Source organism: Undibacterium sp. Ji49W (assembly GCF_049340205.1).
Taxonomy (GTDB): Bacteria; Pseudomonadota; Gammaproteobacteria; order Burkholderiales; family Burkholderiaceae_D; genus Undibacterium.
Map to the genome: position 1 here is coordinate 74,196 of NZ_JBMPOW010000001.1, position 23,799 is coordinate 97,994.

Genomic DNA, 23,799 nt, shown 5'->3' on the forward strand with positions numbered 1-23,799 from the left:
GTGGCTGTTGCGGCGAGATTAAAATCAAACGACGCCATTCGCCTTGAACCAGGCCAGGCAACGGTTCCAACCGTCTTTAGCATCGGCTTCATTGTAGCTGGGGCGATAGTCTGCATTAAAGGCATGGCCAGAATTTTCATACACCTTGAATTCTGATTTGCTGTTACCTTTTTTGAGTTCGACTTCCATCTTGAAGACGGATTCAACCGGAATGCCCTGGTCTTTGGCGCCATACAGACCCAGCACCGGTGTTTTCAGACCAGAGGCAATATCGATAGGGTGCTTAGGTGTCAACGCCGAGGCATCACCCAGCAACTTGCCATACCAGGCCACGCCGGCTTTGACACTGGGGTTATAGGCAGAGTACATCCAGGTAATGCGGCCACCCCAGCAAAAGCCGGTGATGCCCAGACGCTTGATATCGCCGCCATTGCTGCCAGCCCAGGCGACAGCCGCATCCAGGTCACCCATGACTTGCGCGTCCGGTACTTTGGAAATGATTTCCTTGATCAATACCGCAACGCTTTCGGCATTCTTGGCATCACCCTGGCGCACAAACAATTCTGGTGCCAGTGCCAGGTAACCCTGCTTGGCAAAACGGCGCGCGACATCAGCGATATGTTCATGCACGCCAAAAATCTCGGAGATCACCAGTATCACCGGCAAATTGCTCTTGCCTTCAGGCTTGACAAAATACATGGGCACCTCTGCGCCTGCCACACTTAACTTGGTCACGCCATCGGTCAAGCCGACACGGTCAGTCTTGATCATGGTTTGTGCGCAAACCGGTGCCACCGCTGCGGCAAAACCCACGCCGACCGCTGTTTGTATAAAGCTGCGACGGTTGACCGTTGTGTTGTCTTCGCTGCTGCCAACCAGGCTATTAAAGTCTTCGCGATACTGCATGGTGTTCTCCTATGTATATTCGTTGGTACGCATTGGTATGCGTTAGGACAGTCAAGTACATGAAACCCCGGGCAAAACAGGAATGAATTGTACAACTGATTCGGAGAACTTACCTGTAATGGGCGGTATTGCTGCTATTGCCTGCTAGCATTGCTTATTGAGGTTGCTTATTGAGATTACTTACTGAGATTATTTACTGAGATTGCTTACGGCTCTGGCAAAACCGGCGGTGTGGTGTCAGCGTAAGTCAGGTAAGCTTTCCAGATATCATGCGTACGGCTTTGTATCAGATCAAGCTGGCACTGTGCAGACTGACGGTAGCGTATGCTGCCCTGTTCCCAGTAAGTGTAGACGTCGCCACAGTGTTTGGTACGATATTGTGTCCATGCGCTGTGGGCGATGTCCAGATTCAATTTGCTGTCACCGTCTTTTTTAAGGCGGGTCTTGGCAGCTTGCAGGTAAGTGTCCAGTTTTTTGTCAGCCCTGGCTACCTCATCAGCCATGCACAGACTGTCTTCCAGTGTATTTTGCGCTGCGGCACACAATGCTTCTGCATGACCATCATGTGCAATGGCACAGAGGATGCCGAGTACGAGCAGTTGAACTGGTTTCATATTACTCATGGATGTAGTCGCTAATGTTATTCAAGTTTAATCTCTCTGGTGCTGCTCAGGAAGCAGGTGCGTTGGTAGAACTCATCTCTATTGATGAAATGAGTTCTAGTGAAAACCAGTTGATGTTTGCCTGATGACTGAATGATGTCTTGAATTTATTTTTCTTTCAAACTGTTGAAAAACTGCCTTTGTTTTTCTATTTCACGTTCCAGATATTTATCTCTGACCTCATTGCTACTTTCACGCTTCCACACGGTAATACGTTTGAAGTTGGGGCCTTCCGTCTGGCGATTGAGTGTATCTTTGTCCAGCGTCAATCGTTTAAGTGAGGCACTGCAACAATACAGACCGCCAGTGGTGTAGGTGCTTTCCGCAATCTTGTCCTGTTTTAATTGATAATTGCCCAGATTACCCATGGTGCCTACCCCTTTGACTGTATAAGCTTCCAGATAGACATAGCTGTGGTCGGGCAGGGCTTCAATCTGTATTTTTCCTTTGACTGTCTGGCATTGAAAGATACTGCCATCCTTGTTTTTCCCGCATTCAAACACGGAACCGTCCGGGTTGGTAGTCAGGTCACTCACCAGTCGATAACTACCGGCAAGTTTGTCGTACTGGTCTGCATTGGCAGGAAGTAAAAAAAGAATATTGATGGCGGCAAGCAAGCAGCTATAGACCGGCTTTTTTTTGATCATGGTATGGCACCAGGCAATGCAATTCAGGACGGATCAAGGATAGATTATATCGGTGGATATTACACCGGTTTATGTCGTAGCCACAGGTAAGCTCGTGTAAGATATGTAAAACTCATCACTGTTGATGAAATGAGTTCTATCCATATCTACGCAAAGAAAACAGCAATGACTTTAATGGATACCCTGAGTGTCGTGATCTTTGGCCTGGCCTTGCTACATACTTTCAGTGCCAAGTTTTTTGAAGTGCTGGCGCATCGCCATGCCCGGCATGCAGGTCTGTTCCATCTATTGGGCGAGGTTGAAGTCGTATTCGGTTTTTGGGCCTTTGTGCTGGTCGTCGTCATGGCCCTTGTGTCTGGTGGTGATGCTGCGGTGGCGTATGCCGAATCACGTCAGTATACAGAGCCGCTGTTTGTGTTTGTTGTCATGGTGGTGGCTGCGTCGCGTCCTGTGCTGGAGATCGTGGGCCGTGTGCTGCGCGGCATGGCAAGCTTTGTTCCCCTGCCTGATGCGCTAGCCATGGTCTGGTTTGGTCTGGCGGTTGTGCCCTTGCTGGGTTCCCTGATTACCGAACCGGCTGCAATGACCCTGGCGGCACTGATACTGGCCCCCAGAATATTTCGTCGGGGTATACCGGAATGGCTGAAATACGCTGCACTGGGGGTATTGTTTGTCAATGTCTCCATCGGCGGCACGCTGACCTCCTATGCCGCACCGCCGGTACTGATGGTGGCATCGGCCTGGCAATGGGACAGTGCTTTCATGCTGGCCAGCTTCGGCTGGAAAGCCGCTATTGCCGTACTGTTCAATGCCACTGTCGTGACCCTGTTATTGCGCAAGCAGATTACCGTTGATGAAGGTGCAGATGAAACACACACTGAACCAGTGCCACTGATCGTCAGCCTGATCCATCTTGCTTTCCTGGCAGGGGTGGTCTTGCTTGCACATCATCCTGTATTTTTTCTGGGCTTGTTCCTGTTCTTCATGGGCTATGCCCAGGCTTACGAACGCCATCAGAATCCACTGATTCTGAAAGAGGGTTTGCTGGTTGGTTTCTTTCTTGCTGGCCTGGTGGTGCTGGGTGGCATGCAGCAATGGTGGTTGCAACCCGTCGTATCCAGTCTGAAACCGCACACCCTGTTTTTTGCTGCACTGGGACTGACGGCGATTACCGACAATGCCGCGCTGACTTACCTGGGATCATTGATTGCAGGCCTGAGTGAACAAGCCAAATACCTGCTGGTTGCCGGTGCCGTTGCTGGTGGTGGGTTGACTGTCATTGCCAACGCACCGAATCCGGCGGGCGTGGCTTTATTGAAGCGCGGTTTCGATAATGAATCTATCGGTGCATTGGGTTTGTTGCTGGGCGCATTGCCACCGACAGCGGTGGCTGCGTTGATGTTTTTAATCTGATTGGCATCTGTTGTTGCTTATCAGTGTGTTCAACTTTGTATGCGTTCCAGCTTTATGCAGGCAAGATGCAGGCCTGTGCAATGCCCGTGCCAGTGCGGCAGATAGATTTCTAAAAACGTGTTTTGGACTATACTGGAAATCAGGTATTGCGAAGGCTACAAAGACCGCAAAGGGCAGAGTTCTGATGTAGGCGTTATCTGACAGACACAGCACTGTAAAAGTGTTTTAATAGCGCTGTAACACATTGTGTGCACACAGCGCGTGCAATGCAATGTATGCGATACAGAAATTCCGCAGGCTTTGCGCATCGTACAGTTGCATGATTTATGCAAGACTGCTCTAAGCCATATAAGTCACGTAAGCCAGAGGCTGATACGGGACAGAATTCTAGACTCGTCATTAGATCGCAGTGACTTCGTTTTTGACTGAAACCAGCCAGCGTATTTTTCCTGGCGATAATAATAGACGTAAAAGGGGGGGATGGCATATCTGCGCCAGGTATGATGTTGCTTTTTTTTTGCATGTGCCTGCACATAGCCTGTTCCCCCTGACGATGGATGAAATGGAGTGCTCACGTTTTTTGCATTTCCAATTGGCGAGAAAGATATTTCTCCGCATTGCGTATATTGTTTTCACGTAATGCTTTTCGTCTTAGTTTCGTCTTTTTAGAGATGGATGAATATCATGTCAGATGAAAAAAACAAGCAAGAATCAACCGGTGTAGCTGGCTCAACCGATGTCCATACTGCGCAAGCCGTCGTAGTACCACCACAAGCACAATCAAGCCTGCCTGACAGTGCGGCAGTGACAAACCAGGCGCAGGCGCTACCTGCAAGCAGTGCCGTGACGCAGCCTCCAACACCCGCTGCGGGGCCACAGGATCACCAGTCGGCGTACCAGACTGCTTATCAGGCTGGTGAATCACCCTGGCGTACGCTGGTACGTGTTGTTTCCGCCCGCTTGCGCGCAACCTCGCTGCGTACTGCAAAAGGCATTACCCATCGTACCTTGAAGATCGGTGTATCTGCCCGGATATTTCACCCTCAGGCCGGTGCCAAGGGTTTATCCAGCAAGACTTTGCAATATCTCGAAGAGTCGATTGCACAATGGGTTATGGCACGTGATGTCATGGTGTTCATGATCCCTTCCGTGAATACCAATGGTCTGATACGCCCCAGTAATATACGCCTGCGTGACTATGCAAGACATCTCGATGGCCTGGTATTACAAGGTGGTGCCGATGTCGCACCAGAAAGTTATTCGCAGCAATCAACACGCCCGGAATGGAGTGGTGACCGCACACGTGATATGTATGAGCTGGAACTTTTGCATGAATTTATTGAAACCGATAAACCCTTGCTGGGCATATGCCGTGGTTGTCAGCTATTGAATGTAGCTTTTGGTGGCAGCCTGTACCAGGACATTGCGACCGAGGTACCGAATGCCATCGCCCATGTGAATGATCTGTATGACCAGAACGGACATGAATTGCAGTTCACCGCACAATCCTCACTGGCGCAATTGTTCCCACCGATGGCGACTGCCAGAGTCAATTCCATACATCATCAATCCATCAAAAACCTGGGCAGGGATATCATGGTAGAAGCCGTCTCTCCGGAAGATAACATCGTTGAAGCGATACGCTATCAAAAAGCGAAATTTGTCGTCGGCTTGCAGTGGCATCCAGAATTTCACCTGACTGGACAAAGCGATTTGCTGGATTGCACACCCATACTTGACAGTTTCTTGCGCGCAGCCAGAGAAACACGATTTTAAAAATTGGCCTGGTTCCTCGCCGGTGACAAAAAAAGAGAAATGCAGCAGTCATCGGGATGACTGCATTTTTCATCTCAGCAGCATCAGTGTCAGTATCGGTATCAAAATTCGCATTCGCATTAACATCAGTTTCAGGCACCCATAACAGGAGACAGCATGACAGAATTTTCCATCAACGTCAGCGAGATGGCCTGGCCCTGCATCATTGCGCTGGCCTGGTTGTTGGGCGATATGGGGCATCGCTGGCTGCGCCTGCCGCGCATCAGCATCTACGCATTGACAGGCTTTGTGTTGGTCAATCTGTTCCCCGCATATCTTTCACCGCTGGATAACCATAGTCTTGTGCTGTTGGCTAATATCGCTTTCGGTCTCATCCTGTTTGAATTTGCCTATCGCATCAATCTGCGCTGGCTCAGCCTTAATCCCTGGGTGGCGGTGACGGGGCTGGTGGAGTCGGGTGTCACTTTTGCAGCAGTATATTTCGTCGCGCTATGGCATGGCAGTTCGCAATTGATGTCTTTGTTGCTGGCGGCGCTGGCGATGTCTTCTTCTCCAACAGCGGTATTGCGTATCATTAATGAGCAACGCAGTTCAGGCCAGGTCAGCGAACGTATTCTGCATCTGACAGCCATCAATTCTGTGCTGGCCGTATTTGCCTTCAAGATCATCCTGATGTACTGGGTGATGCAGACCTCAGGCGATCTGTTACAGGCTTCTGCACAAAGTCTGCATGTCATGATGGCGGCGCTGGCGTCACTGGTAGCCGGTATCGTATTCGGCATCTTGCTGCCTATCGTGTTGAGCTGGCGTGGCCGCCAGGCAGAAGACGCAACGCTGGGCTTTGCCTTTGCTGTGATTGTGCTGGTGTCGCTCAGCTATGCCAGTGGACTGTCGCCGGTATTGGCTACCCTGGCTTTTGGCCTGGTAGCAAGGCACCGTCGCATCAGCCTCGGTCGCACGCAAAGAAATTTCGGGGTGCTGGGTGAATTGCTGACGGTAGTACTGTTCGTATTCGCGGCATCCACACTGGCATGGCAGCATGTCTGGGCAGGTGCGCTTTTGGGCGTGGTATTGCTGGTCATGCGCCTGGGTAGCAAGATACTGGTAACTACTGCTCTGGCGCCAGTCAGCGGTATCTCTTTGCGCAAGGGTTTGCTCAGCGGTGTTGGTCTGGCGCCCGTTTCAGTTTTCTTGCTGTTAAGCCTGGAGCAGCCACGCAATTTTGGCATGGTCATGACTGAGGAATGGTTTGCCCTGGTCGCCATGACGCTGATGCTGGAAGTGGTAGGGCCCCTCCTGACACAACTGGCCTTGTTTGCCGCCAAAGAAACACCGGAAGAAAGGGAAGAATAATATGCCACTTGAAGCCTTCACCAATTCGAACGCCCTGTCCATGGGGGTAGAGCTGGAATTACAACTGGTCAGCCTGTCTGATTTTGACCTTACCGCAGCCAGCCCCGATCTTTTGCATCTGCTGGCGAAACGTCCTTTTCCGGGCAATGTCACACCGGAAATTACCCAGAGCATGATAGAAATCTGTACCGATGTACAAACCAGGTATCAGGGTGTGCTGGGACAATTGCAGGAGATTCGTGACACCCTGGTGCATGGGGCCGATGTCTTGAATATCGGGATCTGTGGTGGCGGTACCCATCCCTTCCAGAAATGGACAGACCGCAAGATATTTTCCAAGCCGCGCTTCAGGGAAGTATCTGCTCTGTATGGTTACCTGGCAAAGCAGTTCACCATCTTTGGCCAGCATGTACACATAGGCTGTACATCCGGCGATGACGCCATGTTTTTGCTGCACTCACTCAGCCGTTACGTACCTCACTTCATTGCCCTGTCGGCTTCTTCGCCCTATGTGCAGGGTGGCGATACCTTGTTCAATTCTGCCCGGCTGAATTCCGTGTTTGCTTTCCCTTTGTCAGGGCGTGCTCCATTTTTGTTAAGCTGGGATGAATTTGCCAATGACTATTTCAGTAAAATGGAAAAAACCGGTGTCGTCAAAAGCATGAAGGATTTTTACTGGGACATTCGCCCCAAGCCAGAATACGGCACCATAGAATTGCGCGTCTGTGATACGCCGCTGACGGTGGAAAGAGCGGCCGCACTGGCAGCGTATCTGCAAGTCCTGTGTGCCTATCTGCTGGAACGACGCGAAGCTCCACCATCAGAAGACGATTACCTCGTGTATAACTATAATCGCTTTCAGGCTTGCCGTTTCGGTCTGGATGGGGTTACCGTTCATCCCAAGACCTATGAAAGCACGGTCTTGCGCGATGACATCCTTGCCAGTTTCGACCGGCTCAGGCCCTATGCCGAAAACCTGGATGCCTTGCCTGCATTCAGTCACTTGCGCGAAGCAGTACAGGCAGGTAATGATGCGCAATACCTGCGCCAGCAATACCAGCAAAGCGGTAGCCCGGAAGGAATGGTGAATGCGGCCTTGCATACCTTCCGGGATGTAAGACGCAGTGCCAGGTGATCTGTGATGCAGATACTTCGCCTGTCTTTGCCGGATGAGCAATTTATAAAAGGAAGACAAGATGAATAAATGGACACCAGATATATACGCAAAAGCCTGGGATTTTTCATCACGTCAGCATAACGGACAGACTTATGGTGGCAAGGTGGAAGGTGAAAAGGTAGAGTACATCAACCATGTCGCCAGCGTCGCCATGGAAGTGATATGGGCCTTGCAGTTCAATGCAACTGCGAATGCTGCGCTGGCGGTGCAATGTGCCCTGTTGCATGACACTCTGGAAGATACGAGTGCCAGTTATGATTTGCTGAAAGCTGAGTTTGGTCAGGCCGTGGCTGACGGCGTGCAGGCGCTTTCAAAAAATACTGCTCTGCCTGACAAGGCTGCACAAATGCGCGATAGCCTGGACCGCATCTTGCTGCAGCCGCAAGAAATCTGGATGGTCAAGATGGCTGACCGCATCAGTAATTTATATCACCCACCGCATTATTGGGGCAATGAAAAAATACTCGCTTACCGTCATGAAGCACAAATGATTCATGATGAATTGCATACTGCCGATGCCAAACTTGCAGAACGTCTGCAAGCGAAGATACAGGCTTATCCCCAATTTTTGCGTAAATAACCGGGATGGGGATTGCCTGCAGTGGATTTCACCTATTATGAAAGGGAGTGAATTTGATTTTGTCAAATTCACTCCCTGTTTCAGTCAGGCAAACTGTTTCAGCTTGCAATTACCGGTGCAGGTGCAGTCTTACCCAGTTGATACCAGTCTACCTTGCGTGTGATGACCATGATGGCTGACAGCACGGCAAACAGCAGCAGGCTACCCATGACCAGGGCGTTACTTTCTGACTGTAGCAGGCCAAACAATATTCCATACAAGACAGTCAGTGCACAGCCAAAACCAAAGCCGCGTTTCCAGTTGCGCAAGGCATACGACAGATAAAAACCTATCAGCAGAATACAGGCAATACTGGCCAGCAGGTACGCCAGTACAAAGCTGATTTTTTCCGACAGACTGACCAGTAACAGAAAGAACAAGGCCAATGCCAGACCTACCAGCGTGTATTGAATCGGGTGGATAGGCAGTTGCTTCAATACTTCAAACAGGAAAAAAGCAGCAAAGGTCAGCGCAACAAACATCAGGCCGTATTTGACTGCACGATCTGCCTGTGAATAAATATTGACTGGCTCGATAAACGATACGCTGAATACATCGATCGATGCCGAACTTGCTGCACTTACTGCACTGTATTCTGGAGGGCTTGATGTCTGCGTTACATTCACAGGATTGCCGGCATTTTCCAGATTGCTCAATTGTTGTTGCGCATTGCTCGACAAGGCAGAAATATTCCAGTTGGCGCTAAAGCCATTGTCGTTGCGTATTCTGCCTTTTGGTGACGGCAGGAAGCGGCCACCGTATTGCGGATGTGGCCAGCTTGATGACAGCGTGACCTGGTTGTTTTTGGCAAGTGGGGCGAAGCTAAGACGTTCCACACCATCCAGGATTAAATCCATCTTGAATTTAACCTGGCCTGCGCTGGCCATTTGCATGCCATCCATCCTGGCGTGAATGCCGCGCTGGAAGGCATTTAATTTGCTGCCCTGCCTGAATTCAAAACTCTGCTCACCCCATTGCAGTTTCGGGAAATTTTGCAGGCCACGGGTATCGCTCAAACCTATCGAGATATAGGGTGCTTCTGTCCTGCTGATACTGGCATTGGTTTTATCTCTGGATGCCAGGCTGGCCATGTCGGGCAGCATGAAATCACCAGAAATCTGATGGTTGCCGGTATAGACCAGCACCTTGTGAATGCCGCGATAACGCTGGTCGGTATCGATAGTCCCTTTGACAGTCAGGTCATTCGGGTACACATAGTGTTTGCGGCTATTGGAAACCTGGCGTTTGGTGACTTTTTGGGTCGCCGTGTCAACAGTTTCTTCTTCCCAGGTTTCAACATACGGTATCACCAGAACCGGCCCTATGACCACCTGTTCACTGACAGAATCGGCGGTAATACTGCGTACCGCTTCGTCCCGGTAGCGCATGCGTTCCCAGATGGTAGACTGAATCATCATCAGGGGAATGTAGATAACTATCGCCAACAGGCCGATGATAATGGTTTTGAACAGCAAACTCTTTTGCATGACAGACTCCGTAGATAAGGAGTCATCAATGTAAATAACTTATGTGCGTTGTTGATGTGTTTTGTGTGAAGTGATTTGTGTGAAGTGATGTAACCAAATGCTTATTCACAGAGGCAAATTCAGACAGGCGCAGGTGCCGCCCCCGGTCAGATTGTTCACACTGGCGCTGCCCTGATGCAGCAGCGCGACTTCACGCACGAAGGGCAGGCCCAGTCCCGTGCTTTTGGCGGCAGTTGGCCTGGGCAGGGAATAAAAGCGGTCAAAGATTTTATCTTGTGCGTAATCGGGTATGCCCGGCCCCTGATCCTGTATGTTGATTTGCAGTTGTTGTCCATGTACAAGGGCGCACATGCGTATCGTGCTGCCAGCCGGGGCAAAGGCTATGGCGTTGTCCAGCAGATTGCCTATGGCCTGTCGCAACAGCAGGGCATCGCCCATGATGTCCGGGGTGGCAACGATAGCTGTGACGTCAATTTCCAGAGTCAGTTTTTTGGTCTGCAGGCCCGCTTGCACATCCTGTGCACATTGCTGTAACAGTGTTGGTACTTGTATGGTTTCGGCATGCTCCAGACTTTGCTGTTTTTCCAGTTTTACCAGAGCCAGCAGTTTGTCTATCAATTGCTTCTGGCGCTGGTTTTGTTCCAGTATGTTTTGCAGAAAACGCTGCCTGTCTGCTGCCGGCATATCTTCGCGCATCAGTTCGGCCGAGCCCTGTATGGATGCAATCGGGCTTTTTAACTCATGGGCCAGGGTATGCATCAGTTGTTCGACATATTGCTTGCCTTCCAGCCTGTCGCGCATGGATTCCAGAGCCCGGCCCAGCATACCGATTTCATTGTTGCCCAAGGCTGGCAGACTGGCTTTCTCGCCTTTTTCTACGCTGCTGGCGTAGCGCTGCAACTTGCGCAGGGCCTGGTTTAACCACCATGAAAACGCAATCCCTATCAGCAGAGAACCCAAAAGCATCCATGCACTGCGCTGCAGTATCTTGCGCTGGCTGCGCTGCACAAACGGATTGATGGTGGAAATGGCTTTGGCGACCGTCAATGAACCGATGATATGGCCGTGGTCCATAATCGGTGCTGCCACATGCATGACACTGCTGGCATCGCTATCCGGGTCGGCGCGGGTGCTGCGTGCACCGTATTGACCTTGCAGGGTGCGGTAAACATCATTCCAGCGTGAATAATCCTTGCCGACATCCCTGCCATCGCTATCGAAGACGACAATGCCCTTGTCATTGGTGATGTACACACGGTAGTCCAGGCTGTTCTTGCGCACACCGCTGATGTTGACATCAATACTGCGCTGCGCATAGTTTTGCAGGCGCTTCATCAGGGTGCTGTCGGATGTATTGCCATTCGCCACATCTTCCGCCACCAGCGTTGCCAGCATTTGCGCGGTATCGATCAGCGTATCTTCCAGCGTGGCACGCACACCGGGTTTTATTTCTTCCACCACCACATTCAATACCAGCCAGGCCGTCAGGCCCAGAATCAGGAAATACCCCAGCAGTATGCGCAGGCCTATCTTCATGTGATGTTCAGGCTGTAACCCATGCCGCGATGCGTCTGTATGCCTTCGTCACTGCCGTCTGCCGTCTGTGTATTTGCTGTATCCGCTGCATCGTGGCTGCCAGGGCGCGTCTGCCGCAGTTTGGCACGCAGTGATTTGACATGGGCATCAACCGTCCGGTCCAGGGTTTCAGGTGCGTTGACCCAGACTATTTCCATCAGTTGTGCCCGTGAAAACAAATGCCCGGGGCGTTCTATCAGGGTCTTGAGCAACAGGTATTCATAACGGGTCAGGCTCAGGGCATGTCCGTAATGCAGAATACGAGCTTCATCCGGGCGCAATTCAAAGCGTTTGACCACAGTGGTGGCCGTACCATTGCCTGTCTGCACATTGCCTTGCTGGCGTCGCAAAATGGCGCGTATGCGGGCCACCACTTCGCGTGGTGAGAATGGCTTGGTCACATAATCATCTGCACCGATTTCCAGCCCGACGATACGGTCGATTTCATCGTTGCGTGCTGTCAGAAAAAGTACTGGCGTATCTGAAAACTGGCGCAACTGCCGGCAGACATCAAAGCCACTGATATCGGGCAGGCCGATATCCAGTACGATCAGGGCCGGTGTGATACTGGCTTCACGCAACATGCTCAGCGCTTGTTGCCCCAGACTGACATGGGTAGGCATAAACCCATCCGTACTTAGTGCATACGCAAGGTTTTCTGCGATGCTGATTTCATCTTCGATAATCAGTATGGATTTGGACATGCGGGCGGGTTAACGCAGAAATGGGGGAGAAGAGAAGCAGATTGACCAGGGCCGGGGGCGGACTGAGTCAGGTAACCCAGCCCTGTTTCAGAATCGCTTATTCAGGCTTGAGGTAAAACGCATCAGGCAATTGTGCACCGGCTGTGGTGGCTTTCACGTCACCTTTCAGGTTCGTCAGCAATACCGGCAGATCCGGGCCACCGAGTTCAATGATAACCTGGCGGCAAGCACCGCAAGGGGCAATCGGGCCTTCAGTATCACCAGTGACGGCAATCGCAGCAAAATCACCAGGACGGTAACCGCTGGCAACCGCGCTGAACAGGGCAGTGCGTTCAGCGCAATTGCATAATCCATAAGATGCATTTTCTACATTGCAACCATGGAAAATTTTGCCATCCTTGGTCAGTACGGCAGCGCCTACCTTGAATTTGGAATAGGGAGCATACGCAGATTCGCGCGCGGTGTTTGCAGCTTGCAATAACTTGTCTTGAAATTGGTCTTGATTCAGCATGGTATTCTTTCGTTGTGATAGGCGATATTGTAGTATTAAACCATGCTAATAAGGGTATTTTCCTGCAGGATAAGAGCTAAATCAGCTAGCCTCGAATGGTCATGCCGACAGGCTATTTTCAATGATGATTTTCTTTTATCATTGTAATTTTCCGGTTTTTAGTCCATAACGAAGTAAGCAAGATTCCTTTCTGACCTTTACCAGAGGGCAATAAAATGAGTATCAGTATTTCTAGCCAGGACTTGTACGTCCGCACTTACCAGACCGCACAAACCAAGACGCCGAAGACTGCTGACGCCAGCGACGACACCGCAGTTGCCACAGACAGTGCTGCAGACAGCACCAAGGTCAGCCTGCAAAGCAGCAGTAGCGATACTGTTGTGTATGCTGATCCACGTCTCAACAAGACAGCAGCACCCGATTTACAGGCGCTGCTGGAAGAGTCGGACCGCAAGGCGCAGGAAATCATTAATTTGATCAAGCCACTGGTTCAACAGCAAGGGCTGGATTTATCCAAAGTAGTCAGTGGTGAACAGAAAATTTCAGCCAGCCCTGAAGCTATCAAGGCTGCCCAGGCAGCAGTGGCCGACGGTGGTGAATTCAGCGTGCAAAAAACCGCTGAACGCATACTGAGTTTTGCCAAGGCAGCGATCGGTGATGACCCCGCCAAGCTGGACAAGATTACTGCGGCAGTGGAGCAGGGTTTCAAGGAAGCTTCAGATATTCTGGGTGGCAGTTTGCCTGATATCAGCAAACAAACCCTGGAAGCCATACGGACAGAATTCTCGCGCTGGAAATCCGAAGGTATACCTTCCGGTGATACGGTGAGTCTGGCCAAGCCAGCGACATCAGCGACCCAAAAGGCTGCTTGATTACATAGTAGGGTGCGCCATGCGCACCATATGGATTTATGAATTGTTTGACGAAAAAATGAGAGCGGTGCGCGCGGCGCACCCTACAAAAAAACGCGCATCAGTTTTCTGATGCGCGTTTTCCATTTGCAGACCTGGTATAAAAACTTATTTCTTCACACCCAGCTCACGCAGACGTTCTTGCAGATAGCTACCCGAGGTATGACGTTCGGACAACACTACGTCAGCACGTGGATGCAGGAACAGTGGCAACGAGATACGTGATTTTTTCGCTTCTTCACCGGTAGGGTTCAGTACACGATGTATCGTCGATGGATAGTAACCGCCAGAGGCTTCATCCAGCATATCGCCGATATTCACGATCAGCATACCGAAATCACAGGGTACATCGTGCCATGCGTCATCCTTGCCCTGTACTTGCAAACCAGCCTGAGTGGCGGCTGGCAGCAGGGTCAGCAAATTAATGTCACCATGGGCAGCAGCACGTACTGCATCGGGTTCTTCATCGCCGCGCAGAGGCGGGTAATGCAAAACACGCAGCAGGGTCAGATCGCTGTCGGTGATCATGTCTGACAGGGGCATGGAATACTTGGCCTTGATATCCGCCGGTGAATGATCTTCTACCCATTGCAGCAACTCTGCCGCCAGCTTGGCACCATCGTCATAATACTTGCGTGCCGCATCCGATACTTCAGCCGGGTAACGACCGGTTGGGTAGATATGATAAAACTCTTTCAGATCACGCTTGGTCTGGCCCTTGGCTGTTTCGGAAATTTTTGGCGAAAAATAGCCATCCATTTTCTCGGCATCAAAGTCATACTTGTTTTTCGCATCGGTCTGGAAAAAGTCATACCATTCCTTGTAGATGGTTTCCAGTGTGCCTTGCGACAAGGGGTGATTGGTCAGGACACCAAACCCGGTACGGTGCAGGCTTTCGGTGAATTTTTGCGCGGCATCTGGTGCGCGATAATCAACTGGTTCGATAAACATGATGTTTTCCCCTTATTGCGCCAGTGGTGCCTGCAACCAGTTTGACGCCAGGGTTGCATCGATCAATTGTTTACAGGCTTCTGCATCGACCTTCATGCAAACGCGTGTTTCTGGTTTGCTGGCTTCCCAACCTGCTTGCGGATACGGGATAGGCAGTTTTGCCATCATGGTCTGGCCATTGCCGATGCCTTCTTTGGCGACGCGTACACGGCCAGAGTTGGTTTCGAAAATCTGTGGTGCCACCAGCCAGACAAACGCCAGTACATCGTGGCCGTAGCAGGCATGACCCAGATCAGGGCGTATGCTTTGGTAGAAGTTGGCATAGAAGTTGACCGCATGCGACAGGGTATCCATCGCCACATGCTTGTGTTTTTCTGCCAGGGCGGCAAAGAAGGTCGAAGGCAAGACCACACGGTGAGTCACGTCCAGGCCAACCATGGTCAAATCCCAACCGGCGGTGAAGACCAGGTCTGCTGCGTCCGGGTCATTCCAGACGTTGGCTTCTGCCACGGGTGAGACATTGCCTGGTTCGTCGACGGTACCCGCCATCAGCACAACCTGCTTCAGCAGTTTTGGCAGTTGTGGTTCCATTTTTAATGCCAGGCCCAGGTTACCCAAAGGGCCAACCGCGACCAGAGTTATTTCACCCGGATGCTGGCGTGCCATCTTGACGATGAATTCAGCCGCGCTTTCCACTTCTGCTTTACCACCGACTTCAATACGGCTGTTCAGGTTACCCAAACCATCAGCACCGTGGATGAAATCTGGCGGCATGCCAGGCGCTTTGGCGAATGGAACAGGAACGCCCTGGGCGACAGGGATATTGCGGCCAGCAATGCGCGTCAGGTACAGCGCGTTTGTGGTTGCTTGCTCAACATGGACATTACCAAAAGTAGTCGTGATACCAACCACGTCGATATCAGGATGGGCCAGGGCGAAATACAAGGCCATTGCATCATCGACGCCTGGATCCGTATCAAAAATGACTTTATGTTTTGCTGTTGTTGACATGTGTATGCTCTCCAAAATTACACCGGCTGGCCATTGGGCAGAACCCAGTCGCGATGTGAATTGTTGCAGTGGACCCGGTTCAAGGAGGTCGAAATTATGTTTTGTAGTGCCAGACCGAAAGGCTCACCACAGAGACACGGAGGCACAGAGAAAGACATGAGAAAAGCCGTGTAGGTTGTAATAGTGTAGGTTGGGCTACGGTTTACCAGCCCAACACTCGGCGTTTCAAATACGTACTCGTCGATTGTAGGCTAAGTGTTGGGCTGATGAAGCGTAGCCAGCGTGGCCCGACTCAACCTACAAACCTGCCAACCTCCCCGGCTCTTTTCTCTGTGCCCCTCCGTGTCTCTGTGGTGAGAGGTCTTATGTTTTTCAAATTAACGTGACTTCACAAACGGCTGACCTATCGCTTTCGGGGCGACGGATTTTGCCATCAAGCCTGCCAGTACGATTACGGTCACGACGTAAGGAATCATTTGTATCAAAGAGCCTGGTACCTTGCCTATGCCAGGGAAGACCACGCCTTCTATCTGTACCTGCAAGGCAGCAAAGAAGCCGAACATCAGACAGCCCAGGGCTGTGTGTAAAGGCCGCCAGTTACCGAATACCAGTGCCGTCAAGGCCAGGTAGCCATTACCGGCTGACATATCGCGCAGGAAGAAGCCGCTTTGCACGATGGACAAATACGCACCAGAGAATGAGCACAGTACGCCGGCGCACAGCATGGCCATGAAGCGGGTACGCTCTACATTGATACCAGCCGCATCGGCTGCATGCGGGTTTTCACCGACGGCGCGCAGGCGCAGGCCAAAGCTGGTGTGATACAAGACCCAGTGAACGACAGGGATCAGGGCAAACGCCAGGTAAACCAAAGCGCTATGACCACCAATGAGTTTGGTATATACCCAGCCCAGGAAAGGAATGCCAGCAACTGCTTCAGCGCCAGGAAAAACAATATCAAACAGACGTGCATCACCCAGGTCAGGCGTGCGACCACCTTGCTGGAACAGGTATTGAGCGATAACAAAAGTCAGGCCGCTGAGCGTAATATTGATCGCAATACCCGCGACCAGCTGGTTACCTTTTTGTGTGATGCTGACAAAACCTTGCAGCAGGGCGATGGCGACCGAGATACCAATGCCGGCCAGAATCCCCAGCCACGGGTTCTTGGTGGCAAAGGCCACAGCAGCAGAGACAAAGGCGGCAGCCAGCATTTTGCCTTCCAGCGCCAGGTCCACCACGCCGCTACGTTCTGCAAACAGGCCAGCCATGGCAGCAAACATCAATACTGGCGCATTGCGTATGGTTGATACCAGGATGCTGGAAAATTGAAAATCATCAAACATCATTTTTCCTTACGCTTGAGCAGGGCAGACAGGGCAGGGGCATACAGGTTTTCCATGGCACCGCAGAACAGGATAATCAAACCCTGGATAAAGATAAACGTCTCTGGCGGGATATTGGCTTTTTCCAGTGACAGATCAAATCCCCCCTGTATCAGCGCACCAAACAAGATCGATGACAGCAAGATGCCAAGCGGATGCTGACGCCCCATCAGGGCAATCGCGATACCGATAAAACCGGCACCGGCAGGGAAGTTCAGGTTCAGGTAGTGGGTAGAACCCATGACAGAGTTCACTGCGGCCAGACCTGCCAGCGCACCGGATATCATCATGGTGATGATAATGGTCTTGCTGATTGAGATACCGGCATAATGTGCCGCGTGCTGGTTGAGGCCAGTAGCGCGCAACTGGTAACCCCAGGTGGTGCGCCATACGACCAGGCCATAAATGACCAGTGCTACCAGTGCCAGCACAAAGCTGATGTTCAGCGGTGTTTCACCCAGCACCGGTAAAATGCCATTCAGTTTGGGTAACCAGGCGGCATCGGCAAATACACGGCTGGCAGTATTTTGCTGACCCGCAGGGATGAGAAAACTGACGATGACATAGTTCATCAAACTTGCTGCGATGAAATTGAACATGATGGTAGTTACCACCACATGACTACCACGTTTGGCTTGCAGATAACCCGGCAGGAAAGACCAAGCCGCACCAAAGGCGGCACTGCCCAGCATTGCCAGCGGTATCAGCAACCAGCCCGGCAGGCTGGAATCAAGCGCCAGCACAACCAGGGTCAGGCCCAGGCCGCCGACGTACATCTGGCCTTCGCTACCGATATTGAAAAGGCCGGCCTGCATGGCCACTGATACTGACAAACCGGTGAAGATAAAGGTGGCTGCATAAAACAGGGTGTAGCCCAGGCCTTCAGGGTTCAGCACCGCTGCATTGATCAAAATACCCAGGCATTCTACCGGGCTTTCGCCCAGCAGATAAATCACACCCGCTGCGACCAGTAAGGCAGAGAACAGGTTTAACAGCGGCAGGGCAAATGCGGTGGCCCAGCGTGGGAGGTCGGCTTGATTCATCTTTGTTTGGTCGCTTGTCTGTGTTCGCTTTGTTTCTTGCATGTGCCAGCTAAGGCGCAATCGAGAGTTTATCGCCTGCTATATTGTTTGCTTCAATGTGTATGTATGCCGCCCATGAGGCAGCCTATCTCGGTTGCATCAAATTCTTCTGCCTTCAATTCACCCGTGATGGCACCGCCAGAAATGACCAGGATGCGGTCAGCCAGGGCGCGTACTTCTTCCAGTTCTACCGATACCAGCAAGATCGCAATGCCAGCATCGCGCATCGCCAGCAGGCGGGTATGCAGGCTTTCTATCGTACCTATATCAACGCCACGGGTAGGCTGGCCCACCAGCATCAGTTTCGGGTTGGCGGCGATCTCACGTGCCATCACCACTTTTTGCTGGTTACCACCCGACAGCAGGGCGATGCGCAAATGCGGGTCGGCCGGCCGCACATCAAACTTGGCCAGCAAGTCTGTGCAATTTTTCAATATGCTTTTGTAATCCAGCAATCCAAAAGACTTGCCCAGTTTTTTCTGGTAACCCAGAAAACTATTCATCATCACCGAGAAGTTCTTGATCACGGCATCACGCAGGCGGTCTTCCGGCACGTGGGCTATACCCAACTCACGGAAGTTTGCAGGCAAGCCATCGGCATCCTTGCGGCCAGCAAAGGGCAAGTCTTTTCCCTGCATTTGCAGCTTGCCACTGGTAGGCAGGCGCATACCGCTCAAGATTTCCAGCAATTCGCTCTGCCCATTACCAGAGACACCGGCAATCGCCACGATTTCACCAGCACGGATATTGAAACTGACATTCTTCAACAGACTGACTTTTTGTGAATTCACCAGATTGAGGTCTTTGACATCCAGCACCGTCTCACCCGGCGCATAGGCAGCACGTGGCAAGTGGGTGACGATGGGGCGGCCCACCATCATTTCGGCTAACTGGGTGGTGGTAGTCTCAACCGTGGCGACAGAACCGATAACGGTACCTGCACGCATAACCGTGACCTGGTCTGTGATTTCCAGAATTTCTTGCAGCTTGTGGGTGATCAGGATGATGGTCTTGCCCTGTTCCTTGAACAGGCGCAGTACTTCAAACAGCGAAGCGGCTTCCTGCACCGTCAGGACGGCAGTTGGTTCATCCAGAATCAGGATATTGGCGCTGCGGTAAATCTGTTTGAGAATTTCCACCCTTTGCTGCACACCGACGGACAAGTCCTGTATCGTCGCCAGCGGATCAACATCCAGCGAATAGCGTTTGCAAATCTCGCGCAACTTGGCTTCGACTTCATGACGTTGCGGTTTCAGGCGAAATCCACCCTCCATGCCCAGCATGACATTGTCGAGTACGGTCATGTTTTCCACCAGCATGAAATGCTGATGCACCATGCCTATGCCGAGCTTGATGGCTTCCTGGCTGTTGCGGATATGTTGTTCTGCGCCGTTGATGAGCAGCTTGCCACTGTCGGCGCGGTAATAGCCATACAGTATGCTCATCAGCGTGGACTTGCCAGCACCGTTTTCACCGATCACGCCATGGATGGAACCCGGCGCAATGGAAAAACTCACATCACGATTGGCCTGTACCGCACCAAAACGTTTGGAGATCTGTTGAAATTCGACTGCTGGCTGCATACTTTAGCGTTTCTTTAAAATACGATGTGCGACAGATGGGGGTCTAAACATCAATCAGGGCGCAAAGTATCTGTTAAAAGATACTGCGCCCCTCATACCTTAGCTGTTACCTGCTATCAAGTTGCCTGGATCAGACCGGGCACTTATTGCCTTCACGGAAATCAACCACCTTGATCTTGCCGCTGATGATGTCCTGCTTGGCGGCGTTCACGCGTTTTTCCATATCGGCGCTGACGACACTGCGGTTATCCTTGTCCAGCGCCCAGTCAACACCACCTTCTTTCAGGCCTTTGTACTGGGTACCGTTTTTCCAGTTACCGTTTTTCAGCTGCATGAAGCTGTCATAGATAGCCTGATCCACGCGCTTGACCATGGAAGTCAGCATACTGCCAGGGTGCATATAGTTCTGGTTGGAGTCCACACCAATGCCCAGTTTGCCTTTTTCCTTGACTGCCTGCAAAGTACCCAGGCCGCTACCACCGGCAGCGGCGAAGATCACATCCACACCGCGTTCAAACTGAGCACGCGCCAGTTCGCCACCTTTGGCGGGGTCATTCCATGCAGAAGTAGTCGTGCCTACCATGTTTTGTATGACTTCCAGCTTGGCATCCGTTGCCTTGGCACCTTGCGCATAGCCGCAAGAGAAATTGCGTATCAGAGGGATATCCATGCCGCCGACAAATCCGACTTTTTTGGTTTTGCTGGCAATGGCTGCTGCCACGCCGACGAGGTAAGAGCCTTCCTGTTCCTTGAACAGAACCGAGCTGACATTGTCGCCCGTGGCAATACCGTCGATGAGGACAAACTTCGTTTTAGGGAATTCTTTGGCAATGTTTTGTACGGCCTGTGCCTGACCAAAGCCGATGGCAGCGATCAGGTCCACATTTTTACGGGCCAGATTGCGCAAGACCTGTTCAGTCTGGGTGTCGCTGGCAACCTGCACTTCGAGGTAATTGAGTTTGGTTTCTTTCTTGAAGCGCTCAGCACCTTCGGACGCTGACTGATTGAAGGATTTGTCAAACTTGCCGCCTGCATCATAGATGACTGCAAATTTAAGATCTGCAGCATAAGCGCTGGCAGCACCACCGAACGCCATCAGGGTAGCCAGTGACAGGCAGATTTGCTTGAGTTTCATGAAATTTCCTTATTCAGATGTCATAGTGCCGACGCGCTTGAAGCCATGCGCATACGGTACCCAAATTAAAAACCATGTTCTGCTGCCGCCGGGTTGGCCACTCTTGCTATGGAGCCAGCCTGGAAAGCCAGTGCAAGCCTAACATGGTGCAGACATTTCGTTTCAGCCACGAGGGCAAAATTGTATCAAAAACGGTGTTCGGGCTGGCAGCCGGGCTTCAATCGGGCACTAACAGGGAATGAACCGGGCGCTATTTACTGACTGTGCCCACTTTTGGTGCCAAATTTTGTATCTACTTCAGGCATTCAAGCTGCTTTTCCGACTGCCATGAATTCCAGCACTTGCTGGCGTTGTGGTATCGATGTTTGCGCCCCCAGCTTGGTGACCGTCAACGCAGCCGTGTATTGGGCTTCGCGGCTGGCATCAATCAGACTAAGGCCATTCGCAATACCAACAGCGAAGGCACCGACAAAGGTGTCGCCAGCAGCAGTGGTATCCACCACATCCACTTTCACTGCCGGGATGAACTGGCTGCCTGTGCTATCGGTAATCAGGGCACCATGTTCACCCATGGTCAGCAAGACTGTTGCGGTACCACGTTGCAAGATTTGTTCCGAGGCGGCTTTGGCGCTGGCCTGATCGACCACCGTCACACCACTCAGTTGTGAAGCTTCGGTTTCATTCAAAATCAGATAATCAACCTGGGCCAGTAGGGCATCACTCAGGTCTTGTGCCGGAGCAGGGTTCAGGATGACTTTGACCCCTTTGGCGTGAGCAATTTCTATCGCACGTGTGACTGTGGCCAGCGGGGTTTCGAGCTGGCATACCAGCAGTTGCGCACCGGCGATGGTGGCTGTAGCTGCCTCTACCTGGGCACTGGTCAGCGTGGCATTGGCACCTGCTGCCAGCACGATGCTGTTGTTGCCATTGTCATCTACCAGGATACCGGCCACGCCGGTAGCCACACCTGCCACTTTGGCCAGGTGGCTTAATTCCATGCCTTCTGCTGCCAGGCATTGATGCGAAAAACTGCCAAAGCCATCATCACCCACGGCACCGATAAAGCTGACCTGTGCCCCTTGACGGGCGGCGGCAACAGCCTGATTCGCCCCTTTGCCGCCAGGTATCTGCCTGAATTCATGACCATGAAGTGTTTCACCCACGGCCGGCATGCGTGGAGTACGAAAAACCAGATCCATATTGACACTGCCGACTACAGTTATGCGTGGCTTCATGATGCTTTTTTCTCGATAAAAAGGTGTCGCGCAATCGTTTGCGCAATCGATTTCGTATTTAACTATGGGTGCTGTTTAACGTCAAGCGCAATCTCGATTTTTGGTCAAAAAATGTGCAAAGACGCGGCTAGCTGGCAACCCGCTAGTTGGCATTATTTTCAGTCTTTGATCAGGACGTGTTCAGAGCAGAATTTTATTGCGCCGCACCAGCGCGAAGTGCGCATGAAGTTGTGACAGTTGCAAGTACAAATTGTTCTGCGATTTCACCAAAGCGGGCTGATTGTGGGGCTGCTTTGGATGGATGTCAAATTCGATATCTTTGTTACGCTCGTTTGCGAGTATTTGCTTAATTTAATTGTTATCATGATATTTATTTTGACGTGCGGTTCGGGTTTGCCGTCAATCACTGCCTGCATGCCTTGAATCAATGCAGAATCACACTAAACTTCCAGGGGTTGTAACCCGACAGAAGCAAAGAAACCTATGACGACATTCAATACATCTCGTGAAATCCCGGCAAGCGTAGAGCAAGTTTTTGCCGCGATCAATGATCCGGAACGCCTGGCACGTTGGTGGGGGCCAGCGGGTTTCACCAATACCTTCACAGTCTGTGAGCTTGTGGCTGGTGGACAATGGTCTTTCATCATGCATGGGCCAGATGGCAAAAATTATCCCAATGAATGCATCTTTGTTGAGCTGGAATCGCCAGCGAAGCTGGTTGTTCAACACGTATCTGAGCCAAAGTTTCGCCTGACCATAGGCCTGACTCCAACGCCGGCGGGAACCCTTGTTTCCTGGTCACAGGCATTCGATAACTCTGATGTCGCCAGCCAGGTTGAGCACATCGTCGTGCCGGCCAATGAACAGAATCTGGATCGCCTGTCGGCTGAGATTGCGCGAAAACAGGATGGCGACTGAACTACTTGTGCAGGCGAGTTGGTATGAGTGATACTTGTGCGGTAATTTCGTGTTGAAACAATGAAAAAACCGCCAATTGGCGGTTTTTTTATGTCGATTCGTGCTGGTGCACGGTTAAGCTTATTTCCGAGGTGACGCTACCAGCGAATGGCCGGTATGTGTATGCCAGGCATGATTCCAAACGCCGACAAAATAATCGCGATCAGCAAAATTATGAAGAGCACGCGCACTATTTGCCCGACCGGAGCAGGCAGGGGGAGCATGCCCACCAGCCACCAGATCAGCCCGAAGACGACAAGATAGATAATGAGATTGATGATCAGATTCATATTTCCTCCTCAGGTAAGGTGCAGGCAGGTCAATGCCCGCATTTTTTGCTAAATGGGCCTGCGGTTAATTATTTAGGTGGTAACACAACGATAGTATCACCAGGCTTGCCGGGTTCGCCGGTTTTTCCTTTGGCACCATCATAACCTGGTGAGCCTGGAACACCTTTGTCACCGGTCGCGCCTTGCATGCCGTCCGCACCAGTGGCACCGGTCGCGCCAGTCGCACCTACGGAGGCGGGCGCACCAGTGGCACCTGTAGCGCCGGGTGCGCCAGGTGCACCAGCTGGGCCTGGCACTGCTACGGGCACGGGAACGACAACCTGGGTGGGTTGGCGATCACATGCTGTAGTCGCCAGAACGCCAACAAGTGATAGTAAAAGTATGGAAAATTTCATGGTAGAGACCTTGGTTGTATGCAAATAAAGAGAA

23 protein-coding genes are annotated in these 23,799 nt (G+C 51.6%); 7 read left to right on the forward strand and 16 right to left on the reverse strand.

Features of this window, described 5'->3' with window-relative positions; translation table 11 throughout:
- Positions 1-24 precede the first annotated feature (24 nt).
- The 3 genes from ACO0LK_RS00325 to ACO0LK_RS00335 all read right to left on the reverse strand — a co-directional run bounded on the left by ACO0LK_RS00325 (position 25) and on the right by ACO0LK_RS00335 (position 2,215).
- Positions 25-906 (reverse strand): dienelactone hydrolase family protein, encoded by an 882-nt coding sequence (locus ACO0LK_RS00325; protein ID WP_422971069.1) that lies wholly within the window; start codon positions 904-906, stop codon positions 25-27.
- Positions 907-1,112: 206 nt separating this feature from the next.
- Positions 1,113-1,529, reverse strand: a complete 417-nt coding sequence (locus ACO0LK_RS00330; RefSeq protein WP_422971071.1) for a lysozyme inhibitor LprI family protein — start codon at positions 1,527-1,529, stop codon at positions 1,113-1,115.
- A gap of 146 nt (positions 1,530-1,675) precedes the next feature.
- The gene (locus ACO0LK_RS00335; RefSeq protein ID WP_422971073.1) at positions 1,676-2,215 is read right to left on the reverse strand and encodes a hypothetical protein; all 540 of its coding nucleotides are present in this window, start codon (positions 2,213-2,215) and stop codon (positions 1,676-1,678) included.
- A gap of 165 nt (positions 2,216-2,380) precedes the next feature.
- Here ACO0LK_RS00335 and ACO0LK_RS00340 point away from each other — a divergent pair, with 165 nt between their 5' ends.
- The 5 genes from ACO0LK_RS00340 to ACO0LK_RS00360 all read left to right on the forward strand — a co-directional run bounded on the left by ACO0LK_RS00340 (position 2,381) and on the right by ACO0LK_RS00360 (position 8,514).
- Positions 2,381-3,628: a putative Na+/H+ antiporter gene (locus tag ACO0LK_RS00340; RefSeq protein WP_422971075.1), complete on the forward strand. Its 1,248-nt coding sequence runs from the start codon at positions 2,381-2,383 to the stop codon at positions 3,626-3,628.
- A 684-nt stretch (positions 3,629-4,312) separates the two neighbouring features.
- Positions 4,313-5,404: a gamma-glutamyl-gamma-aminobutyrate hydrolase family protein gene (locus tag ACO0LK_RS00345; RefSeq protein WP_422971077.1), complete on the forward strand. Its 1,092-nt coding sequence runs from the start codon at positions 4,313-4,315 to the stop codon at positions 5,402-5,404.
- A gap of 156 nt (positions 5,405-5,560) precedes the next feature.
- Entirely contained in the window at positions 5,561-6,757 is a 1,197-nt protein-coding gene (locus ACO0LK_RS00350; RefSeq protein WP_422971079.1) for a cation:proton antiporter, read from the forward strand.
- Position 6,758: 1 nt separating this feature from the next.
- Entirely contained in the window at positions 6,759-7,892 is a 1,134-nt protein-coding gene (locus ACO0LK_RS00355; protein ID WP_422971081.1) for a YbdK family carboxylate-amine ligase, read from the forward strand.
- A 61-nt stretch (positions 7,893-7,953) separates the two neighbouring features.
- A complete protein-coding gene (locus ACO0LK_RS00360) occupies positions 7,954-8,514 on the forward strand; it encodes an HD domain-containing protein (protein ID WP_422971083.1) in 561 nt (186 codons plus the stop codon).
- Between the two features lie 98 nt (positions 8,515-8,612).
- Here ACO0LK_RS00360 and creD read toward each other — a convergent pair whose 3' ends face one another.
- From creD to ACO0LK_RS00380, 4 genes are all read right to left on the reverse strand, one after another.
- Entirely contained in the window at positions 8,613-10,040 is a 1,428-nt protein-coding gene (gene creD / locus ACO0LK_RS00365) for a cell envelope integrity protein CreD (RefSeq protein WP_422971085.1), read from the reverse strand.
- A gap of 105 nt (positions 10,041-10,145) precedes the next feature.
- Positions 10,146-11,576 carry a two-component system sensor histidine kinase CreC gene (gene creC / locus ACO0LK_RS00370; RefSeq protein WP_422971087.1) on the reverse strand — a complete coding sequence of 477 codons (1,431 nt, stop codon included), beginning with the start codon at positions 11,574-11,576 and terminating at the stop codon, positions 10,146-10,148.
- Positions 11,573-12,319, reverse strand: coding sequence for a two-component system response regulator CreB (gene creB, locus ACO0LK_RS00375; protein WP_422971089.1), 747 nt, complete (start codon positions 12,317-12,319; stop codon positions 11,573-11,575). Before creB ends, creC begins: the two co-directional genes overlap by 4 nt.
- Positions 12,320-12,416: 97 nt before the next feature.
- The gene (locus ACO0LK_RS00380) at positions 12,417-12,866 is read right to left on the reverse strand and encodes a cytidine deaminase (protein WP_422971820.1); all 450 of its coding nucleotides are present in this window, start codon (positions 12,864-12,866) and stop codon (positions 12,417-12,419) included.
- Positions 12,867-13,045: 179 nt separating this feature from the next.
- Between ACO0LK_RS00380 and ACO0LK_RS00385 the strand changes: the two genes are divergently transcribed.
- Positions 13,046-13,702 (forward strand): DUF5610 domain-containing protein, encoded by a 657-nt coding sequence (locus ACO0LK_RS00385; protein WP_422971091.1) that lies wholly within the window; start codon positions 13,046-13,048, stop codon positions 13,700-13,702.
- 147 nt (positions 13,703-13,849) lie between these two features.
- Here ACO0LK_RS00385 and ACO0LK_RS00390 read toward each other — a convergent pair whose 3' ends face one another.
- The 7 genes from ACO0LK_RS00390 to rbsK all read right to left on the reverse strand — a co-directional run bounded on the left by ACO0LK_RS00390 (position 13,850) and on the right by rbsK (position 22,123).
- Positions 13,850-14,692 carry an isopenicillin N synthase family dioxygenase gene (locus ACO0LK_RS00390; RefSeq protein ID WP_186946891.1) on the reverse strand — a complete coding sequence of 281 codons (843 nt, stop codon included), beginning with the start codon at positions 14,690-14,692 and terminating at the stop codon, positions 13,850-13,852.
- A gap of 12 nt (positions 14,693-14,704) precedes the next feature.
- A complete protein-coding gene (locus tag ACO0LK_RS00395) occupies positions 14,705-15,703 on the reverse strand; it encodes a nucleoside hydrolase (protein WP_186946892.1) in 999 nt (332 codons plus the stop codon).
- 377 nt (positions 15,704-16,080) lie between these two features.
- Positions 16,081-17,052, reverse strand: coding sequence for an ABC transporter permease (locus tag ACO0LK_RS00400; protein ID WP_186946893.1), 972 nt, complete (start codon positions 17,050-17,052; stop codon positions 16,081-16,083).
- A complete protein-coding gene (locus tag ACO0LK_RS00405; RefSeq protein WP_422971094.1) occupies positions 17,049-18,131 on the reverse strand; it encodes an ABC transporter permease in 1,083 nt (360 codons plus the stop codon). The genes ACO0LK_RS00400 and ACO0LK_RS00405 overlap by 4 nt, the downstream gene beginning before the upstream one ends.
- Before the next feature lie 92 nt (positions 18,132-18,223).
- On the reverse strand, positions 18,224-19,753 hold the full coding sequence (locus tag ACO0LK_RS00410) for an ABC transporter ATP-binding protein (protein ID WP_422971096.1): 1,530 nt from the start codon (positions 19,751-19,753) through the stop codon (positions 18,224-18,226).
- Between the two features lie 130 nt (positions 19,754-19,883).
- The gene (locus ACO0LK_RS00415) at positions 19,884-20,888 is read right to left on the reverse strand and encodes a BMP family lipoprotein (RefSeq protein ID WP_186946896.1); all 1,005 of its coding nucleotides are present in this window, start codon (positions 20,886-20,888) and stop codon (positions 19,884-19,886) included.
- A 305-nt stretch (positions 20,889-21,193) separates the two neighbouring features.
- Positions 21,194-22,123: a ribokinase gene (rbsK, locus tag ACO0LK_RS00420; protein WP_186946897.1), complete on the reverse strand. Its 930-nt coding sequence runs from the start codon at positions 22,121-22,123 to the stop codon at positions 21,194-21,196.
- A 483-nt stretch (positions 22,124-22,606) separates the two neighbouring features.
- On the opposite strand from rbsK, the gene ACO0LK_RS00425 reads away from it, so the two are divergent.
- Entirely contained in the window at positions 22,607-23,041 is a 435-nt protein-coding gene (locus tag ACO0LK_RS00425) for an SRPBCC domain-containing protein (protein WP_422971099.1), read from the forward strand.
- Positions 23,042-23,178: 137 nt separating this feature from the next.
- Here ACO0LK_RS00425 and ACO0LK_RS00430 read toward each other — a convergent pair whose 3' ends face one another.
- Both ACO0LK_RS00430 and ACO0LK_RS00435 read right to left on the reverse strand, forming a co-directional pair.
- Complete coding sequence (locus tag ACO0LK_RS00430) at positions 23,179-23,370, reverse strand: Thivi_2564 family membrane protein (RefSeq protein ID WP_186946899.1); 192 nt, start codon at positions 23,368-23,370, stop codon at positions 23,179-23,181.
- 68 nt (positions 23,371-23,438) lie between these two features.
- Positions 23,439-23,765, reverse strand: coding sequence for a collagen-like protein (locus ACO0LK_RS00435; protein ID WP_422971101.1), 327 nt, complete (start codon positions 23,763-23,765; stop codon positions 23,439-23,441).
- Between the last annotated feature and the right edge of the window lie 34 nt (positions 23,766-23,799).

Coding starts and splice junctions, on each gene's coding strand:
- ACO0LK_RS00325 (WP_422971069.1), bottom strand. CDS start 906: ATGCAGTATCGCGAAGACTTTAATAGCCTGGTTGGCAGCAGCGAAGAC.
- ACO0LK_RS00330 (WP_422971071.1), bottom strand. CDS start 1,529: ATGAGTAATATGAAACCAGTTCAACTGCTCGTACTCGGCATCCTCTGT.
- ACO0LK_RS00335 (WP_422971073.1), bottom strand. CDS start 2,215: ATGATCAAAAAAAAGCCGGTCTATAGCTGCTTGCTTGCCGCCATCAAT.
- ACO0LK_RS00340 (WP_422971075.1), top strand. CDS start 2,381: ATGACTTTAATGGATACCCTGAGTGTCGTGATCTTTGGCCTGGCCTTG.
- ACO0LK_RS00345 (WP_422971077.1), top strand. CDS start 4,313: ATGTCAGATGAAAAAAACAAGCAAGAATCAACCGGTGTAGCTGGCTCA.
- ACO0LK_RS00350 (WP_422971079.1), top strand. CDS start 5,561: ATGACAGAATTTTCCATCAACGTCAGCGAGATGGCCTGGCCCTGCATC.
- ACO0LK_RS00355 (WP_422971081.1), top strand. CDS start 6,759: ATGCCACTTGAAGCCTTCACCAATTCGAACGCCCTGTCCATGGGGGTA.
- ACO0LK_RS00360 (WP_422971083.1), top strand. CDS start 7,954: ATGAATAAATGGACACCAGATATATACGCAAAAGCCTGGGATTTTTCA.
- creD (WP_422971085.1), bottom strand. CDS start 10,040: ATGCAAAAGAGTTTGCTGTTCAAAACCATTATCATCGGCCTGTTGGCG.
- creC (WP_422971087.1), bottom strand. CDS start 11,576: ATGAAGATAGGCCTGCGCATACTGCTGGGGTATTTCCTGATTCTGGGC.
- creB (WP_422971089.1), bottom strand. CDS start 12,319: ATGTCCAAATCCATACTGATTATCGAAGATGAAATCAGCATCGCAGAA.
- ACO0LK_RS00385 (WP_422971091.1), top strand. CDS start 13,046: ATGAGTATCAGTATTTCTAGCCAGGACTTGTACGTCCGCACTTACCAG.
- ACO0LK_RS00390 (WP_186946891.1), bottom strand. CDS start 14,692: ATGTTTATCGAACCAGTTGATTATCGCGCACCAGATGCCGCGCAAAAA.
- ACO0LK_RS00395 (WP_186946892.1), bottom strand. CDS start 15,703: ATGTCAACAACAGCAAAACATAAAGTCATTTTTGATACGGATCCAGGC.
- ACO0LK_RS00400 (WP_186946893.1), bottom strand. CDS start 17,052: ATGATGTTTGATGATTTTCAATTTTCCAGCATCCTGGTATCAACCATA.
- ACO0LK_RS00405 (WP_422971094.1), bottom strand. CDS start 18,131: ATGAATCAAGCCGACCTCCCACGCTGGGCCACCGCATTTGCCCTGCCG.
- ACO0LK_RS00410 (WP_422971096.1), bottom strand. CDS start 19,753: ATGCAGCCAGCAGTCGAATTTCAACAGATCTCCAAACGTTTTGGTGCG.
- ACO0LK_RS00415 (WP_186946896.1), bottom strand. CDS start 20,888: ATGAAACTCAAGCAAATCTGCCTGTCACTGGCTACCCTGATGGCGTTC.
- rbsK (WP_186946897.1), bottom strand. CDS start 22,123: ATGAAGCCACGCATAACTGTAGTCGGCAGTGTCAATATGGATCTGGTT.
- ACO0LK_RS00425 (WP_422971099.1), top strand. CDS start 22,607: ATGACGACATTCAATACATCTCGTGAAATCCCGGCAAGCGTAGAGCAA.
- ACO0LK_RS00430 (WP_186946899.1), bottom strand. CDS start 23,370: ATGAATCTGATCATCAATCTCATTATCTATCTTGTCGTCTTCGGGCTG.
- ACO0LK_RS00435 (WP_422971101.1), bottom strand. CDS start 23,765: ATGAAATTTTCCATACTTTTACTATCACTTGTTGGCGTTCTGGCGACT.